The organism is Caballeronia sp. GAWG1-1, assembly GCF_023631465.1.
In the GTDB taxonomy this organism is placed as follows: domain Bacteria; phylum Pseudomonadota; class Gammaproteobacteria; order Burkholderiales; family Burkholderiaceae; genus Caballeronia.
Window position 1 is genome coordinate 41275 of the sequence record NZ_JALQDB010000020.1, and the last position, 15990, is coordinate 57264.

Sequence of the window (15990 nt, forward strand, 5' to 3'; positions counted from 1 at the left end):
TCAGTCCCGCAGCGCGCCGCACACCGTCGCGAAATGCGCGACCGCGATGCCCGGCTCATAGAAGCGATGCAGCAGCGCGCGCCATTGCTGGTAACCCGCCGATTGCCGAAAGCCCGGATCGTGCGCCGCGACCGAATCCCAACGCACGAGCAACAGGTATTGCGAGCCGTTGCCGGCGTCCGCCCCGCGCACGAGCTCATGCGAACGATAGCCCGGCTGCGCCGCGATGATCTTCTGCGCTTCGTCGAAAGCGGCTTCGAATGCGCTTTCCTCGCCGGCCATGACCGGCAACTGCGCGATTTCGAGAATCATGTTTGAAGTCTCCCGTTTGAGCCCGAGCGGACGCTTTCTGTTCTCGGGCGTCATGCCAAGGTGGTTGGGTTATTTTTCCGAATCGACGAGGCCGCGCACGAACCAGCGCTGCATCGTCAGGACGACCGCGAGCGGCGGCAACATGGCGAGCAAGGTCGCGGTCATGACGAGATGCCACTCGGTCGCGGTATCGCCCGATGCGATCATGCTCTTGATGCCCACCACCGCGGTTTGCAGCGACTGCTCGTTGGTGATGAGAATCGGCCACAAATACTGATTCCAGCCGTAGATGAACGTGATGACGAAGAGCGCCGCGATGTTCGTCTTCGACAGCGGCAGCACGACATCCCAGAAGAAACGCAGCGGCCCCGCGCCGTCGATGCGCGCCGCTTCCATCAGTTCGTCCGGCAGCGTCATGAAGAACTGGCGGAACAGAAAGGTCGCGGTCGCCGATGCAATGAGCGGCAGCGTCAGCCCGGCGTACGTGTTCGACAGATGCATCGACGACACGACCTGCACCGTCGGGAAGATACGCACTTCCACCGGCAGCATGAGCGTGACGAAGATCAGCCAGAACGCTAAGTTCTTGAACGGAAAGCGGAAGAACACGATCGCATACGCCGAGATGATCGACACCGCGATCTTGCCGATGGAGATCACGAGCGCCATCACGAGGCTGTTGATCAGCATGCGTCCGAAAGGCGCCGCCGCGTTGCCGCTGCCGTGCGTCCAGATGTTCGCCACGTTTTCGAAGAGATGCGTGCTCGGCACGAGCGAGAGCGGCACGGTGAAGACTTCCTTCGAATTCATCGTGGCCGCGCAGAACGCGACATACACCGGAAACACGATCAGCGCGACGCCTACGAGCAGCACCGCGTGACAGAAGATATCGAAGCCGCGTCGGTTCTCGATCATGAATATTGCACCCTGCGTTCGACGAAGCGGAACTGCACGATGGTCAACGCAACGACGATCACCATCAGCACGACCGATTGCGCGCCCGAACTACCGATGTCGAGACCCTGAAAGCCTTCCGCGAAAATCTTGTAGATGAGCGTCTTGGTCGACTGCGCCGGGCCGCCGCCGGTGGCGGCGTCGATCACGGGGAAGGTGTCGAAGAATGCATAGACCAGATTCACGACGAGCAGGAAGAAACTCGTCGGCGAAAGCAGCGGCAGCGCAATGCCGAAAAAGCGTCGCACGGGACCGGCTCCGTCGATGGCCGCGGCTTCGATCAGCGACTGCGGAATTGCCTGAAGTCCCGCATAGAAGAACAGGAAGTTGTAGCTGACCTGCTTCCACACCGACGCGAGCACGACGAGAAACATGGCCTGCGTGCCGTTCAGCGCGTGGTTCCACACGATGCCCTGCTTCGCGAGCGCATACGTCACGAGCCCAATGCTCGGGTTGAACAGAAACGACCACAACACCGCCGCAATCGCGGGCGCGACGGCATATGGCCAGATGAGCAGCGTCTGATACGCTTTCGCGCCGCGCGTCACGCGGTCGGCGCACGCGGCAAGCAGCAGCGAGATCACGAGTCCCGACACGGTAACGAGCGCGCAGAAGATCATCGTCGTATTGAACGACGACAGATAAAGCGGGTCCGCGAAAAGCTGCTTGAAGTTCGCGAGGCCGACGAATTCGCTCGACGTGCCGAACGCGTCCTGACTTTGCGTGGATTGCCAGAGCGCTTCGCCCGCCGGCCACAGAAAGAACAGCGCGGTGATCGCGAGCTGAGGCGCAACGAGCAGATACGGCAGGACGCTCGTATCGAAACGAGACCGTTTTTCCATCGATGTTTCCTGAAACGGCGCCCGCGAGAAACACGCGGGCGCGCTGCGTCATGGGCGCTTAACCACCGCTCTTTTCGAAGCGGCGCAGCAGTTCGTCACCGCGCGAAACCGAAGAATCGAGCGCCTGTTGCGGCGTCTTCTTCTCCGCCCAGACCTGCTCCAGTTCTTCATCGACGACGGTGCGAATCTGCGGCATGTTGCCAAGACGCAAACCCTTGGTGAAGGCGAGCGGCGGCTTGTTCAGCATCTGCTTGATGGCGATATCCGCGCCGGGATTCTTGTCGTAGAACCCCTGCTTCTGCGTGAGTTCGTAGGCCGCTTGCGTGACCGGCAGATAGCCCGTGTCTTGATGCCACTTCGCCGCGACCGGCGGCGAGGTCAGATAAGCGAGAAACTTCGCGACGCCCTTGTACACGGCCGGGTCCTTGCCCGACAGCACCCAGAGACTCGCGCCACCGATGATCGCGTTTTGCGGCGCGCCCTTCACGCTCGCGTCGTAAGGCATCATGCCGACGCCGTATTCGAACTTCGCGAACTTGTTGATGGTCGCGCGCGAGCCCGACGAGTTCGTGATGATGCCGCAATCGCCGCTATAGAACTTCGAGACCGGCTCGTCCTTGCGGCCCACGTAGGTGAAGTTGCCTTCTTTCGCCATCTTCTGCAGGAAGGCGATATGCGCGACTTGCAGCGGCTTGTTGAAGTCGAGCTTGGCGTCGAGCCCGTCGAAGCCGTTGTTCTTCGTCGCGAACGGCGCCGCATGCCACGCGCTGTAGTTTTCGAGCTGAATCCAGCTTTGCCAGCCCGACGAATAACCGCACGAGTAACCGGCGGCCTTTATCTTCTTTGCGTCGGTTTCGACATCGGCCCAGGTCTTCGGCGGCTGGTTCGGGTCGAGTCCCGCCTTCTTGAAGGCGTCCTTGTTGTAGTACAGAACCGGCGTGGAGCTGTTGAACGGCATAGAGATGAGATGGCCGGTCTTCGCGTCGCTGTAGTAACCGGAGATGGTCGGCACGAAGGCCTTCTCGTCGAGCGGCACGCCTGCCTGCTTGAAGACGTCGTAGACCGGAACGACGGCTTTCTTGCCCTGCATCATCGTTGCCGTGCCGACTTCGTAGACTTGCAGGATCGCGGGCGCGTTGCCGCTGCGAAACGCCGCGATGCCCGCCGCGAGCGTCTGATCATACGTACCCTTGAACACGGGGACGATCTTGTAATCGCTCTGCGACGCGTTGAAGTCGTTGGCTATGTCGTTGACGCGCTCGCCGAGCGCGGCTTCCATGGCGTGCCAGAACTGGATTTCCGTCGCGGCCTGCGCTGCGGTGCTGCCGGCGAACGCGAGCACGGCAGCTGCTGCAATCGAGCGGAACGAGGGCATGCGTCTCATCGAGAAAGTCTCCTTGAATTGATTCTTGCGCGTTGAAACGCGCGATATTAGTTGTTGTCGATGACAAACAGGCGTTGATACTCCTTCAGTGCATAGCGGTCGGTCATGCCCGCGATGTAATGCGCGACGAGCCGCGCCTGCGAGCTGTCGTGCCCGGTTGAACTCGCGTCGTTGGCCGACTCCTCCACCGCGGCCTGACGCGCCTGATAAGCGGGCGGCAACAGGCGCGGGTCGTCGGTGAACGCGTCGAAGAGACCCGTCACGACGCGCTTCGCCTTGTTTGCCATGCGCATCACGCGATAGTGCCGGTACAGGTTCCTGAACAGAAAACGCTTGAGCGCGGCAGCTTGCGCGGCAATTTCATCGCTATGCGCGACGAGCGGCGGCGCGTTGCGGATATCGTCGATGGACTTCGGCGCCACGCGCGTGAGATTGCGGCTCGTCGCCTCGATCAGATCGACGATCAGCGTGTTGATGATGCTGCGAATGGTCTCGTGAATCAGCCTGCGTCCGCCGATGTCCGGATACGCGGCGCGCGCGACATCGAAATGCGTATGCCAGAGGCTGACTTCGGAAAGCTGTTCGAGCGTGATGAAGCCGGAGCGCAAGCCGTCGTCGACATCGTGATTGTTGTAGGCGATTTCGTCGGCGACATTGGCGATCTGCGCTTCGAGCGACGGCTGCTTGCCCGTGAGAAAGCGTTCGCCGAGATCGCCGAGCTTGCGCGCATTTTCGCGCGAGCAATGCTTGAGAATGCCCTCGCGCGTCTCGAAGCAGAGGTTGAGGCCGTCGAATGCGCCGTAATGCTCTTCAAGCTGATCCACCACCGCGAGGCTTTGCAGATTGTGCTCGAAGCCGCCGTGATCGCGCATGCATTCGTTGAGCGCGTCCTGCCCCGCGTGACCGAACGGCGTGTGGCCGAGATCGTGCGCAAGCGAAATCGCTTCGACCAGATCTTCGTTCAAATTCAGATTGCGAGCGACCGAACGCGCGATCTGCGCGACTTCGAGACTATGCGTGAGACGCGTGCGAAAGAGGTCGCCTTCGTGATTGACGAACACCTGCGTCTTGTATTCGAGCCGCCGGAACGCAGTGGAGTGCACGATGCGGTCGCGGTCGCGCTGGAATTCGGTACGGGCGGCAGGCGGCGCTTCGGCATACCGGCGTCCGCGCGACAACGCCGAATGCGCCGCGTACGGCGCGAGATACGCTTCGAACGAGCCCGATGGCGGCCCGCTCGACGGAAGTAGACTTTCTATTTCGCTCACCGGCTGCTCCGCTCAAGTCGTGGTTCCGGTTGTCTCCGGCATTGCCGCCGGGTCGGCGCCGATCCAATACTCAGACGCTTGCGGCGAGCGTCTCGCGCACGGCGTGGTCGGGCGCCTTTGCTATTTCAACCTCGCCGAAGCGGGTCAGCAGAATGAACTTGATCTCGCCGGCTTCGGCTTTCTTGTCGACCTTCATCAGATCGATATAACGCCCCGCGCCGAGCGTGGGCGCCACGACCGGCAGCTTCGCGGCTTCGATCACGCGCACGAGACGCTTACGCGCGGGTTCATCCAGTTTGCCGAGGCGCACGGAAAGATCCGCCGCCATCACCATGCCGCAGCCCACCGCTTCGCCGTGCAGCCATTCGCCGTAGCCCAGGCCCGCTTCGATGGCATGCCCGAAGGTATGACCGAAGTTGAGAATTGCGCGGCGTCCGCCTTCGCGTTCGTCCGACGCCACCACCGACGCCTTGATCTCGCACGAACGCTTGACCGCGTGAGCAAGCGCTTCTTCGTCGCGGTCGTTCAGCTTCGCGATGTTCGCTTCGATCCACTCGAAGAACTCGGCGTCCGCGATTGCCGCCGTCTTGATGACTTCCGCGAGTCCCGCAGCCAGTTCGCGCTCCGGCAGCGTGCGCAAAGCGCCGATGTCCGCGATCACCGCTTGCGGCTGATAGAACGCGCCGATCATGTTCTTGCCGAGCGGATGATTGATGCCCGTCTTGCCGCCCACCGACGAATCCACTTGCGAGAGCAAAGTGGTCGGCACTTGAATGAACGGCACGCCGCGCATATACGATGCCGCCGCGAAGCCGGTCATGTCGCCCACCACGCCGCCGCCGAGTGCGATCAGCGTGGTCTTGCGGTCCGAGCGTTCGCTGAGGAGCGCGTCGAAGATCGTGTTGAGCGTTTCCCAGTTCTTGTGCGCTTCGCCATCCGGCAGCACGACGGTCGTCACCTTCTTGCCGAGCGTGGCGAGTGCGGCGCGGAGTTCGTCGCCGTAGAGCGGGTCGACGGTGGTGTTGGTGACGATGGCGACCGACGCGCCCTTGATATGCGGCGCGAAAAGCTCCGTGCGACCGATGAGGCCCGCACCGATATGAATGGGATAGGCGCGTTCGCCCAGTTCGACGTCGACGGTAATCGAGGGGGAAATCATGACGGACATTATGACTGAGCCGGTTTGATGACGCCGGCCACCTCCAGTTGCATCAGGACCATGTTGACGAGCGCGTTGACGGTAGGTCGGCCGGTTTCCACGACGAAATGCGCGCACTCGTTATAGAGCGGATCACGCGTCTGAAAGAGCGCTTCCAGCTTGCCGCGCGGATCGTCGGTCTGCAAAAGCGGCCGGTTCTTGTCGCGCCGCGTGCGCTGCCAGAGATCGTGCGGATTTGCACGCAGATAGATGACGACGCCGCGATTCTTCAGATGTTCGCGATTCTCCGGACGCAGCACCGCACCGCCGCCCGTAGCAAGCACGATACCGCTCTTTTGCGACAGCTCGTCGATAACGTTGGCTTCGCGCTGACGAAAACCCGCCTCGCCTTCGAGCTCCCAGATCACCGGGATGCGCGCGCCAGTGCGCGCCTCGATTTCCTGATCCGAATCGATGAATGAGCGCTGCAAGCGGCGCGCAACCGCGCGGCCCACGGTGGTTTTACCCGCCCCCATGAGTCCGACGAAAAAGATGTTCGCGTTCGCGTGCCCTTCCTGCAACTCGGTTTCCTTCAAGTCAATCGAATTTTGTTCGTGCGGCAGCTTAAGGGCAAATAGCCCGCTTTGTCGAGTCGGGCCGCCCGCTCGCGGCCCCGCTTTCCGCTTCTTTCCGCCTTCATCCACTCGAAGCAATGACGTGCGGCGTAATCAGGATCACCAGCTCGTTGCGCGAGCTGCGGCGCGCGTCATGGCGAAACAGCCAGCCGAGCCACGGCAGCTTCGACAGTCCGGGCACGCCCGTGACGTCGTTGCGCTCGTCTTCCGAGTAGATGCCGCCGATCGCCACCGTGCCGCCGTCCTCGACCTCCACGCGCGTCTGGACGTGCTTGGTGTTGATGGCCGGACCCGCGTCGGTCTGCTCGCCGACGCTGTCTTTCGCGACATCGAGATCAAGAATGACGTGCCCGTGCGGGGTAATCTGCGGCTCGACCTCCAGTTTGAGCGCCGCGCGCCGAAACTGCACGCCGGAAACGCCGTTGCCCACTTTCGCCTGATACGGCAGCTCCGTGCCCTGCTCGACCAGCGCCTTCGCGCGGTCAGCCGTCACCACACGCGGCCGGGAGACTATCTGACCGCGTCCCTCGGCTTCGAGCGCGCTCAGTTCGATGTTCAGAAGCCGTGTGGCCTGAGCCGCGAACAGCGTGAGTCCGGCCGTGGCGGCGTCGAAACCGTTGATCGGCCGCGCCGATAAATCGTACACGACGCCGTCCTTGCCGCCCGAGAGACCGCGCGCCGGGTCGTTCACGCCCGCGACGCCCAGCTTGACGCCAAGCGTGCGCGAAATGCCCGCCTCGCCTTCCAGGATCTTCGCTTCTATCACGACCTGCGGCGTGGGTTTGTCGATCTGCGCGACGAGTTCGGCGATTTGCTTCACGCGCGCGTCGAGGTCCGTCACGAAGAGCAGATTGGTGCGCGTGTCGGCCATGGCGGAGCCGCGTTTGGACAGCACGCGCTGGCTCCCGGAGCCTGTCAGCAGCTTGCGGACGTCTTCCGCGCGCGGATAGCGCAGCACGAACGTGCGGCTTGCGAGCGGTTCGAGATCGGCGGCGCGCGCGTGCGTCTCGTAGCGCAGCTTCTCGCGTGCGGCGAGTTCCGCGAGCGGCGCGACCCAGATCACGTTGCCGTGCTGCTCCATGGCGAGGCCGTTCACGTCGAGCAGCGTGTCGAACGCGCGGCGCCACGGCACGGCGACGAGATTGATCGACACCTGGCCGCGCACCTTGTCGCTCGCGATGATATTGAGCCCGCTGAAGCGGGCAAACGCATGCAGCGCGGCACCCAGGTCGGCGTTCTTGAGATCGAGCGTGATCGGCTTGCCGTCGTCGGCGCTGCCGGTCGATTGCGTGCTCAGACGTTCTGGCTGCGGCATCGGCACGGGCGGGCCTTCGAGCGACTCGCTCGTATCCGTCGATGACTTCGCGGCAGCCACGGGCTCCGCACTCTGCGCGACGGGCGGCGACAAGAGCGCGGGCGGCGCGCTCGTATCGATGGCGAACTGGTCGGTCGGCAAGGTCTCGTAGCCCGCGGGCAACGGCGGCAAAGGCGCAATGGGTTCGCTTTGGTCGGCTTCGGCCCAGACCGCGTGCGACGCGAAAAGGAGCGCCAGCGCCAGAACGAGCCTCTTGAGACGAAAAGTTGGCGGCGCGATCACTTGCGGTCCTCCACGAAACTCAGCGTGCGCGAAGCGCCGTCGTCACTCGCGAGCTCGACCGCGCGCGGCCGCACGCGTCCGAGCCATTCGTCTCCGATCTTCTCGCCGGGCCGGAAGTCGCCAACGCCCTCGCTGCTCTGCATCAGCGCCATCGCGCGATGACGTCCGAGAAGCGTCCCGACGAGCAACAAGTCCGCGCTGCGCGAGAAGCCACCGGCGCTTTCCTTGCCGAACGGATCGATGACGAAGGCGTTCGTGCGCGCCGGTTCGGGCAGCGGCACGGCCGGAAGATCGTCGTGGATGCGCAAGGTCGTATCGATGGAAAGTACACCCGACTGCCGCCGGATTTGCACGCCTTCCGGTATGACGAGACGCGGCAAACCCGCGAGCGCCTCGATGAACCGCTTCATCTCGGCAAAGGCGCCTTCCGCGCGAAACCGGAGCGCGCGCGGTGCCTGGGCCTCGGCGAGTTTCGTCTGAAGCGGCTCGATCTCCGTTACGTGCAACCCGCTTTGCGCGGCGAGACTGGCTACGGCGTGCAGCGCATCGGCGGCAGTCCAGTGTTCGGGGTTCAGACCGCCCGCCGCCACGCGTTTGCGCAGATCGGGCAATTGCGCCTCGATACCGCGCAGTTGGCCTGCTTTCTCCTGCGCGGCGGAGAGCGCCGCGTGGCTTGCATCGAGATCGATCAGACCGGCCGCGCGCCAGCCCTGCACGCCGATGACGCAGATGATCGCCGCGAGAAGCATCGCGCCGCAGAGCGTCCATCGAAGCGGCCATTCATGGAAGGCCGCGACTGAGCGCAGACGGCCGGCATCGTTAAAGGACATCGTGTTCATTGACTGCTCCCGTGAGCGGTGTTGGTCGTGCGGCGGACGGCGAGCGCGGGTTGCGCGGTCTTTGCTGCCGCCGCGGTTTTGCGTGCGTAGCGCACCAGCGCCGTGAATTCGTAGCGTTCGACGTTCGATACGGCATCGCGCCTCGCCGGCGCCGGCGTGGTTGGCCGCCGCTTCATCTCGATCACTTCCACCGACTGCACGTCGCGCACGTCCTCCAGACGCTTGAGCCAGTTCGCCGCCGCTTGCGAATCGGGCGCGAGCGCCGCGAGTTCGACTTCGTCGGTCCGTTGCGAGACGCGTTGCAGCTCGACGCCGGGTTGCCGGGGCGCGTCAGCCAGCGCGTCGAGAAGCGCGAGAAAACGGTCGCGCGGCGCGGCAAGCGGTTGCGCGTTTTGGCGCGCGCGCCGCCGATCGGCTTCGGCACGCGTGAGCCGTGCGTGCTCTTCGAGCTGCGCGCCCGATGTCCGTAGCGACGCTTCCAGCGCGAGACGCCGTTCATCCAGACGCGCGCGCTGCAAGGCATCCCAGCCCGCGACCGCGCCGACCGCCGCGCATCCGGCAAGACTCGCCGCCGCGAGAATCGCGAGCCGCTGACGGCGCATCTCGCGGCGCTTGCGCAAGCGGTAAGGAAGCAGGTTGAAGCCTTCGACCACGCTCGCGCCGCTCATTGCAGCACCTCGCGCAACGCCAGACCGAACGCCACCGCGAAGAGCGGCGAATGTTTGAGCGACGCATCGATGCCCGCCACGCCATTGCAATACGGCGCGCACTCGAACGGCAGCGCCGGGCAGCCGAACATCTTCGCCAGCGCGGGAAGTGGCAGCGCGGCCTGCGCCATCAGGTCCGCTTCGCCGCCGACGTACACGCAGTCGAGCGGCGCATCGGTGCCGGCGAGATCGCGGAGCGCGTCGGCGAGACATGAATGCTCGGGCGCCGGATACCGCACTTCGGACTCGACGCCGTGAGCGCCGGCGACCCAGCCGTGCAGCCCCGTCTTTTCGAGCCAGCAAAACATGAAGCGCGCATCCGGACCGAGCTCCACCTTGCCGGAATGACGCATTGCGCGCATGGCGGCCGCCGGTTCGCCGTCGATGGCGGACAGCGCGATTCCCGCCGCAGCCGCCGTTTCGACGCGCGCCTCGACATGCCGGCGCGCAGTGGCGGCAATCGCGACTTGCGCGCGGCCGTCCTCCAGTGTTTCGACTGACCAGTCGACCGCGAGCGCGCCGCGTTCGATGCCCGAGATGCGCTCGGCCTCCGCGAGCACGGCGGGTTCGAGCACGCCGCGCGGATCGCCGTCCGCCACGAGCGCGGGCGCATCGCGCGTCTCCAGCAACGCGGTGAGCGGCACGCGCGTGGTGAGCGTCGCGGACGACGGCAAGCCCATTGCGCAACGCAGCGCGCGCGACACGCCGTTCTGCGGCAAGCGCTCGACGGTATCGCAGAGCGCCGCGATCACGGCGGCGCGATCGACGAACTCGCCGTCGATCACCGCGCCCGGTTCGAGCGCCACCCAATCGATATGCTCGACGCACACCGCCGAGGGCGAACGCACGCGCTTGCTGAGCACCACTATCCGCACCGCGCTTTCGCTCACATCGATACCCGCTGCAAAGCGGCGCGTAACTGTCAATAAGGCCTTGTTCATGACTCACTCCATCGTCTCTTGCGCGCCGAACCTTTCGAGCGCTTGCACGAGAAGAATTGTGGTGAGCCGCGCGTCTTTCGAACATTCAGCCAAATGGCTAACGCGTGTGTTTGGCGCGTTTCAGAGGTGCTTATCCGCACGATCCCGCGTATCTTGAAGGGACGAAGTTCCGAAGCAGGAGAAACGGGACCGAAGCACGCCCGCGATTCGTCGCAAGTCTTAAGAAAGGCTCGAAACCCGGACGGCTATAATCCCGAGACTGTTTTTTGGTGGTGCCATGCAATCCTCTTCCCCGACCAACCCGCCATCCAAACCGCCCGAAGGTCAGACGACCAGGCGACCGTGGTATTTGCGGCTGCTTTCCGCGCTTGTCATCAGCTTTTTCGCGCTAATCGTTTGCGCGGCGCTCGTGCTCGGGTATGCGCTCGTCGTCGCGATGCCGAACCTGCCTTCGCTCGATGCGCTCACTGACTACAAGCCGAAGGTGCCGCTGCGCATCTATACGGCGGATCACGTGCTGATCGGCGAATTTGGCGAAGAGCGGCGCAGCGTCGTGCGCATTCGCGACGTGCCGGACCATCTCAAGAAAGCGGTGCTCGCCATCGAGGACTCGCGTTTCTACGACCACGGCGGCGTCGATCTCACCGGCATCCTGCGCGCGGGCACGGTGGCGCTGTCGAACGGTCACGCGTCACAGGGCGCAAGCACGATCACCATGCAGGTCGCGCGCAACTTCTTCCTGTCGAGCGAGAAGACCTACACGCGCAAGATCTACGAGATGCTGCTCGCTTACAAGATCGAGCGCGCCCTGACGAAAGATCAGATTCTCGAGGTCTATATGAATCAGATCTATCTCGGACAGCGCGCGTATGGTTTTGCGAGCGCCGCCCGGGTGTACTTCGGCAAGGATCTGAAGGACATCTCGCTCGCGGAAGCCGCCATGCTCGCCGGTCTGCCGAAGGCGCCGTCGGCCTATAACCCGGTCGTGAATCCGAAGCGCGCGAAGGTGAGGCAGGAGTACATCCTTCAGCGCATGCGCGAACTCAACTTCATCACGCAGGACGAATACGACCAGGCGAAGAATCAGCCGCTCGTCGTGAAGGGACAAGGCCGCGAGTTCAGCGTGCATGCCGAATACGTCGCGGAAATGGTGCGGCAGATGATGTACGCGCAGTACAAGGAAGAGGCGTACACGCGCGGTCTGAATGTCGTGACCACGATCGATTCCGCCGATCAGGACGCCGCCTACCGCGCGGTACGCAAGGGGCTGATGGACTACGAACGCCGGCATGGATATCGCGGGCCCGAGGGTTTCATCGATCTGCCCGCGAATGCGGACGACCGCGAGCAGGCTATCGACGACGCGCTTGCCGAGCATCCGGACAACGGCGAGATCGTCGCGGCGGTGGTCACGTCGGCGAGCACGAAGGAAGTGAAGGCGAGCTTCATCGACGGCAACGTGGCGACCATCAACGGCGCCGATCTGCGCTTCGTCTCCAATGCGCTCTCCACGCGCGCACAGCCCAATGCCCGCATTCGTCCTGGCGCGATCGTGCGGCTCATGAAGAACGACGACGGCGAGTGGATCATCACGCAGTTGCCGCAAGTGGAAGGCGCGCTGATCTCGCTCGTGCCGCAGGACGGCGCCATCCGCGCGCTCGTGGGCGGTTTCGACTTCAACAAGAACAAGTTCAATCACGTGACGCAAGCGTGGCGTCAGCCGGGATCGAGCTTCAAGCCGTTCATCTATTCGGCGTCGCTGGAAAAAGGCTTGTCGCCCGCGACCATCATCAACGATGGTCCGCTCTTCTTCACCGCCGCCGAAACCGGTGGTCAGGCGTGGGAGCCGAAGAACTACGGCGGCGGCTTCGACGGACCCATGACCATGCGCTCCGCGCTGCAGAGATCGAAGAACATGGTGTCCATCCGCATTTTGAACACCATCGGCACGAAGTACGCGCAGCAGTACATCACGCGCTTCGGCTTCGACGCGGACCGGCACCCCGCGTATCTGCCGATGGCGCTCGGCGCGGGTCTCGTCACGCCGCTGCAGATGGCGACGGGCTACGCGGTGTTCGCCAATGGCGGGTATCGCGTGAATCCGTATCTGATCGCCGATATCACCGACCCATACGGCGCGGTCGTGTCGCATCCGCAACCGCTCGTCGCGCAGCAAAGCGCGCCGCTTGCCATCACGCCGCGCAACGCGTTCGTGATGAATAGCCTTTTGCAAAGCGTCGCGCAGCACGGGACGGCGGCCAAGACGAATCAGTTGAAGCGCACCGACCTCGCAGGCAAGACCGGCACGACGAACGATTCGCGCGATGCCTGGTTCGCGGGCTATCAGCGTTCGCTCGTGGCGATTGCGTGGATCGGCTATGACAATCCGCGCACGCTCGGCGACAAGGAAACGGGCGGCGGTCTCGCACTGCCCGTGTGGATGGATTACATGACGCGCGCGCTGAAGGGCTTGCCCGAGTACAAGCCGATGACGCCGCCCGACGTGACCTCGCTCGGTGGCGAACTGTACTTCGACGACATGACGCCGGGCCACGGCTTCATCGCGACAATCGGCGTGAGTCAGGCGTCGTCGGCCGCGGGCGTGTCGGGCGTCACGGCTCCGGCGCCCGAAGTCGGCGAGCAGGAAAAGCAGGACATCATGAATCTGTTCAAGGGACAGTGACGTTCCTTGCCGGGCGCGCCTTACTTCGCTGAAAAGCGAACGGGCTCGCCCGCCTGTTCGGTCGAATACTTCGTGAGCGTGGCGAAAAACTCGCTGTTGTCGCGTGTGTCGCGCCAGGCGCCATCCACGTATTTGTAGTGAAAACCGCCCGCCTTCGCGGCTAGCCAGATCTCGTGTTTCGGCGGCTGAAGATTGACGATCACCTTCGTGCGGTTCTCGAATTCCAGCGTGAGCACATTGCCGCTACGCTCGAATTCGATATCGGCTTCAGCCCGATCCACAGCACGTTCGATGGCCGTCAGCGCGGCCTCTGCCAAGCTCAGGTATTCCTGGTCTGTCATGCTAAACTCCATCGATTCAATGGTACAGGGACGGTCATGCGAGTCGTTTTCAGGATGAGCGCGATTGTAGCGGCTTTGAGCATGAGCGCCGCGGCAACACTCGCACTCGGCGGTTGTGGACAACGTGGTCCGCTCTATCTTCCCACTGTCCCGCCACTGCCGCAGCGTCCTAGCGACCTTCAGGATACGCCGCCTTCCGCTTCCGTCGACAAGGCAAGCGCTGCATCGGCTGCGAGCGAGACTGGCGACATTCCCGATACCTCCGGCGCGCCGCTGTCGCTTTCGCCGGACACCACTCTGAAACCGGCGCCCGCCGGGTACTGACCTAAGCCTCACGCGCACCAAGCCGCGTACATCCGAATCCACGCATGAACGATTCCGCATTCCACTACGTCGACGGCGCGTTGCACGTCGAAGGCGTCCCCGCCGCGTCGCTCGCGGAACAGTTCGGCACGCCGCTTTACGTCTATTCGCGCGATGCACTGACGCGCGCCTATCGCGCTTACGCCGATGCCTGCGCGGGCCGAAAGGCAACGGTGCACGTCGCGGTCAAAGCGAACAGCAATCTCGCGGTGCTCAACGTGTTCGCGCGCCTGGGCGCGGGCTTCGACATCGTGTCGTCGGGCGAACTGGCGCGTGTGCTGGCTGCGGGCGGCAAGGCTTCCAACACGGTTTTCTCGGGTGTCGGCAAGAGCGCGGCCGAGATGCGCGAGGCGCTCGAAGCGGGCGTGAAGTGCTTCAACGTCGAGTCCATTCCCGAGTTGCACGCGCTCAACGAAGTCGCGAAGTCGCTTGGCAAGAAGGCGCCCGTGTCGCTGCGCGTGAATCCCGATGTCGACGCCAAAACGCATCCGTACATCTCCACCGGTTTGAAGTCGAACAAGTTCGGCGTGGCCTTCGGCGACGCGCGCGCGACGTATCGTGAAGCGCGTGACATGGCGAATCTCGATGTCGTGGGTATCGACTGTCATATCGGTTCGCAGATCACCGAAGTGAGCCCGTATCTCGATGCCGTCGACAAGCTGCTCGACCTCGTCGAACAGATCGAGTCCGACGGCATGAGCATTCGTCACGTGGACGTCGGCGGCGGTCTCGGCATTACATACGACGACGAAACGCCGCCGGATATCGGCGACTTCGTGCGCACGTTGCTCGCGCATTTCGCAGAGCGCGGCCACGGTCAGCGCGAAGTGTATTTCGAGCCGGGACGCTCGCTCGTCGGCAATGCGGGCGTGCTGCTAACGCGCGTCGAGTATCTGAAGCCGGGTGAAGAGAAGAACTTCGCTATCGTCGATGCCGCGATGAACGACCTCGCGCGTCCCGCCATGTACGAGGCGTTTCATCGCATCGTGCCGGTCATGGAACGCAAGGCAAGCGCGCGTTTATACGATGTCGTCGGCCCGGTTTGCGAAAGCGGCGACTGGCTCGGACGCGATCGTGAACTGGCCGTCGAGCAAGGCGACTTGCTCGCCATTCTTTCGGCGGGAGCGTATGGCTTCGTCATGAGCTCGAACTACAACACGCGTGCGCGCGCCGCTGAAATCATGGTCGATGGCGAACGCGCGCGCGTGGTGCGCGAACGCGAAGAAGTGAAGCAGTTGTTCGCGGGCGAATCCATTTTGCCGGACTGAATCTTCGTGCCGTGAGCCAAAAAAGCGATGCCGTGGCATCGCTTTTTTTATGCGCTCAACCGGCGTCGCTCGATTCGTCCTTTGAGCCACGCGATCAGCCGCCAGCCCAGCAACACGATCACGATTGCGCCGTAAATCTTCGGCAAGGCGAAATCGTGCTTGCCGGCCTTCATCCACCAGAAATGCAGGATGGCCAGAATAGCGACGAGATAGATGATCCGATGCAGCATCTGCCAGCGGCGGCCGAGCCTGCGGACCATCGCTTTCGGCGATGTCACCGCGAGCGGTATCAGCAACACGAACGCGGCGAAGCCCACGGTGATGAACGGCCGCTTGCCGATGTCCTTCAACATCGCGGCGACATCGAACCACTTATCGAACCAAATGTATGTCGTGAAGTGCAGCACGGCGAAGAAGAACGCGTAAAGGCCGATCATGCGGCGAAAGCGCACGAGCGCCGTCACGCCCGTGAGCCGGCGCACCGGCGTGATGGCGAGCGTGATGCAGAGATAGACGAGTGTCCAAAGGCCGGTCGAACGCGTGATGAACTCGATCGGATTCGCGCCCAGTCCGCCCATGATGCCGAGCAACACAATGCGCGCCAGCGGATAGAGCGCCGCGATGAACACGATCACTTTTGCGGGCGCGATCCAGCGCGGCCCGGACCGCACGTTCGCGCGCGTTTGCGATCCCTTGAGTTCGGATGCAGTGGGCATCG

At 63.5% G+C, this 15990-nt stretch carries 15 protein-coding genes and 1 pseudogene; 3 read left to right on the forward strand and 13 right to left on the reverse strand.

What is annotated here, in order from left to right:
* The 11 genes and pseudogenes from NCT03_RS12665 to pilM form a co-directional block, all read right to left on the reverse strand.
* The gene (locus NCT03_RS12665; protein ID WP_250492753.1) at nt 1-312 is read right to left on the reverse strand and encodes an antibiotic biosynthesis monooxygenase family protein; all 312 of its coding nucleotides are present in this window, start codon (nt 310-312) and stop codon (nt 1-3) included.
* A 69-nt stretch (nt 313-381) separates the two neighbouring features.
* Entirely contained in the window at nt 382-1227 is an 846-nt protein-coding gene (ugpE, locus tag NCT03_RS12670; protein WP_244826403.1) for a sn-glycerol-3-phosphate ABC transporter permease UgpE, read from the reverse strand.
* The gene (ugpA, locus tag NCT03_RS12675; RefSeq protein ID WP_244826404.1) at nt 1224-2108 is read right to left on the reverse strand and encodes a sn-glycerol-3-phosphate ABC transporter permease UgpA; all 885 of its coding nucleotides are present in this window, start codon (nt 2106-2108) and stop codon (nt 1224-1226) included. Before ugpA ends, ugpE begins: the two co-directional genes overlap by 4 nt.
* A gap of 58 nt (nt 2109-2166) precedes the next feature.
* Complete coding sequence (gene ugpB, locus NCT03_RS12680) at nt 2167-3492, reverse strand: sn-glycerol-3-phosphate ABC transporter substrate-binding protein UgpB (protein ID WP_250465843.1); 1326 nt, start codon at nt 3490-3492, stop codon at nt 2167-2169.
* Nucleotides 3493-3539: 47 nt separating this feature from the next.
* Nucleotides 3540-4706 (reverse strand): annotated as a pseudogene (locus NCT03_RS12685) (deoxyguanosinetriphosphate triphosphohydrolase); the annotation flags it as partial.
* A 124-nt stretch (nt 4707-4830) separates the two neighbouring features.
* Nucleotides 4831-5919 carry a 3-dehydroquinate synthase gene (aroB, locus tag NCT03_RS12690; RefSeq protein WP_250465845.1) on the reverse strand — a complete coding sequence of 363 codons (1089 nt, stop codon included), beginning with the start codon at nt 5917-5919 and terminating at the stop codon, nt 4831-4833.
* A gap of 8 nt (nt 5920-5927) precedes the next feature.
* Nucleotides 5928-6434, reverse strand: coding sequence for a shikimate kinase (locus NCT03_RS12695; protein WP_244828131.1), 507 nt, complete (start codon nt 6432-6434; stop codon nt 5928-5930).
* Nucleotides 6435-6594: 160 nt separating this feature from the next.
* Complete coding sequence (locus NCT03_RS12700) at nt 6595-8130, reverse strand: type IV pilus secretin PilQ (protein ID WP_250465847.1); 1536 nt, start codon at nt 8128-8130, stop codon at nt 6595-6597.
* Nucleotides 8127-8969, reverse strand: a complete 843-nt coding sequence (pilO, locus tag NCT03_RS12705) for a type 4a pilus biogenesis protein PilO (protein ID WP_250492754.1) — start codon at nt 8967-8969, stop codon at nt 8127-8129. The genes NCT03_RS12700 and pilO overlap by 4 nt, the downstream gene beginning before the upstream one ends.
* Nucleotides 8966-9637, reverse strand: coding sequence for a PilN domain-containing protein (locus NCT03_RS12710; RefSeq protein ID WP_250465850.1), 672 nt, complete (start codon nt 9635-9637; stop codon nt 8966-8968). Before NCT03_RS12710 ends, pilO begins: the two co-directional genes overlap by 4 nt.
* Nucleotides 9634-10617 carry a pilus assembly protein PilM gene (pilM, locus tag NCT03_RS12715; RefSeq protein ID WP_250465852.1) on the reverse strand — a complete coding sequence of 328 codons (984 nt, stop codon included), beginning with the start codon at nt 10615-10617 and terminating at the stop codon, nt 9634-9636. Before pilM ends, NCT03_RS12710 begins: the two co-directional genes overlap by 4 nt.
* Nucleotides 10618-10894: 277 nt before the next feature.
* Between pilM and NCT03_RS12720 the strand changes: the two genes are divergently transcribed.
* The gene (locus NCT03_RS12720; protein WP_250465854.1) at nt 10895-13300 is read left to right on the forward strand and encodes a penicillin-binding protein 1A; all 2406 of its coding nucleotides are present in this window, start codon (nt 10895-10897) and stop codon (nt 13298-13300) included.
* 20 nt (nt 13301-13320) lie between these two features.
* Here the strand turns inward: NCT03_RS12720 and cyaY are convergent, their stop codons facing one another.
* Nucleotides 13321-13641: an iron donor protein CyaY gene (cyaY, locus tag NCT03_RS12725; protein WP_244826413.1), complete on the reverse strand. Its 321-nt coding sequence runs from the start codon at nt 13639-13641 to the stop codon at nt 13321-13323.
* Nucleotides 13642-13677: 36 nt separating this feature from the next.
* Between cyaY and lptM the strand changes: the two genes are divergently transcribed.
* Together lptM and lysA are read left to right on the forward strand one after the other, a co-directional pair.
* Nucleotides 13678-13965, forward strand: coding sequence for an LPS translocon maturation chaperone LptM (lptM, locus tag NCT03_RS12730; protein WP_244826414.1), 288 nt, complete (start codon nt 13678-13680; stop codon nt 13963-13965).
* Between the two features lie 44 nt (nt 13966-14009).
* Nucleotides 14010-15272 (forward strand): diaminopimelate decarboxylase, encoded by a 1263-nt coding sequence (lysA, locus tag NCT03_RS12735; RefSeq protein WP_250465856.1) that lies wholly within the window; start codon nt 14010-14012, stop codon nt 15270-15272.
* 47 nt (nt 15273-15319) lie between these two features.
* Here the strand turns inward: lysA and msrQ are convergent, their stop codons facing one another.
* The gene (gene msrQ / locus NCT03_RS12740) at nt 15320-15988 is read right to left on the reverse strand and encodes a protein-methionine-sulfoxide reductase heme-binding subunit MsrQ (RefSeq protein ID WP_250465859.1); all 669 of its coding nucleotides are present in this window, start codon (nt 15986-15988) and stop codon (nt 15320-15322) included.
* Nucleotides 15989-15990: the final 2 nt, after the last annotated feature.

Bases quoted from the DNA above. Each gene is read 5' to 3' on its own strand.
- cyaY (WP_244826413.1), bottom strand. From the start codon at position 13,641: ATGACAGACCAGGAATACCTGAGCTTGGCAGAGGCCGCGCTGACGGCC.
- msrQ (WP_250465859.1), bottom strand. From the start codon at position 15,988: ATGCCCACTGCATCCGAACTCAAGGGATCGCAAACGCGCGCGAACGTG.
- pilM (WP_250465852.1), bottom strand. From the start codon at position 10,617: ATGAACAAGGCCTTATTGACAGTTACGCGCCGCTTTGCAGCGGGTATC.
- NCT03_RS12710 (WP_250465850.1), bottom strand. From the start codon at position 9,637: ATGAGCGGCGCGAGCGTGGTCGAAGGCTTCAACCTGCTTCCTTACCGC.
- lysA (WP_250465856.1), top strand. From the start codon at position 14,010: ATGAACGATTCCGCATTCCACTACGTCGACGGCGCGTTGCACGTCGAA.
- ugpA (WP_244826404.1), bottom strand. From the start codon at position 2,108: ATGGAAAAACGGTCTCGTTTCGATACGAGCGTCCTGCCGTATCTGCTC.
- NCT03_RS12695 (WP_244828131.1), bottom strand. From the start codon at position 6,434: ATGGGGGCGGGTAAAACCACCGTGGGCCGCGCGGTTGCGCGCCGCTTG.
- NCT03_RS12720 (WP_250465854.1), top strand. From the start codon at position 10,895: ATGCAATCCTCTTCCCCGACCAACCCGCCATCCAAACCGCCCGAAGGT.
- aroB (WP_250465845.1), bottom strand. From the start codon at position 5,919: ATGATTTCCCCCTCGATTACCGTCGACGTCGAACTGGGCGAACGCGCC.
- ugpE (WP_244826403.1), bottom strand. From the start codon at position 1,227: ATGATCGAGAACCGACGCGGCTTCGATATCTTCTGTCACGCGGTGCTG.
- pilO (WP_250492754.1), bottom strand. From the start codon at position 8,969: ATGAACACGATGTCCTTTAACGATGCCGGCCGTCTGCGCTCAGTCGCG.
- ugpB (WP_250465843.1), bottom strand. From the start codon at position 3,492: ATGAGACGCATGCCCTCGTTCCGCTCGATTGCAGCAGCTGCCGTGCTC.
- lptM (WP_244826414.1), top strand. From the start codon at position 13,678: ATGCGAGTCGTTTTCAGGATGAGCGCGATTGTAGCGGCTTTGAGCATG.
- NCT03_RS12665 (WP_250492753.1), bottom strand. From the start codon at position 312: ATGATTCTCGAAATCGCGCAGTTGCCGGTCATGGCCGGCGAGGAAAGC.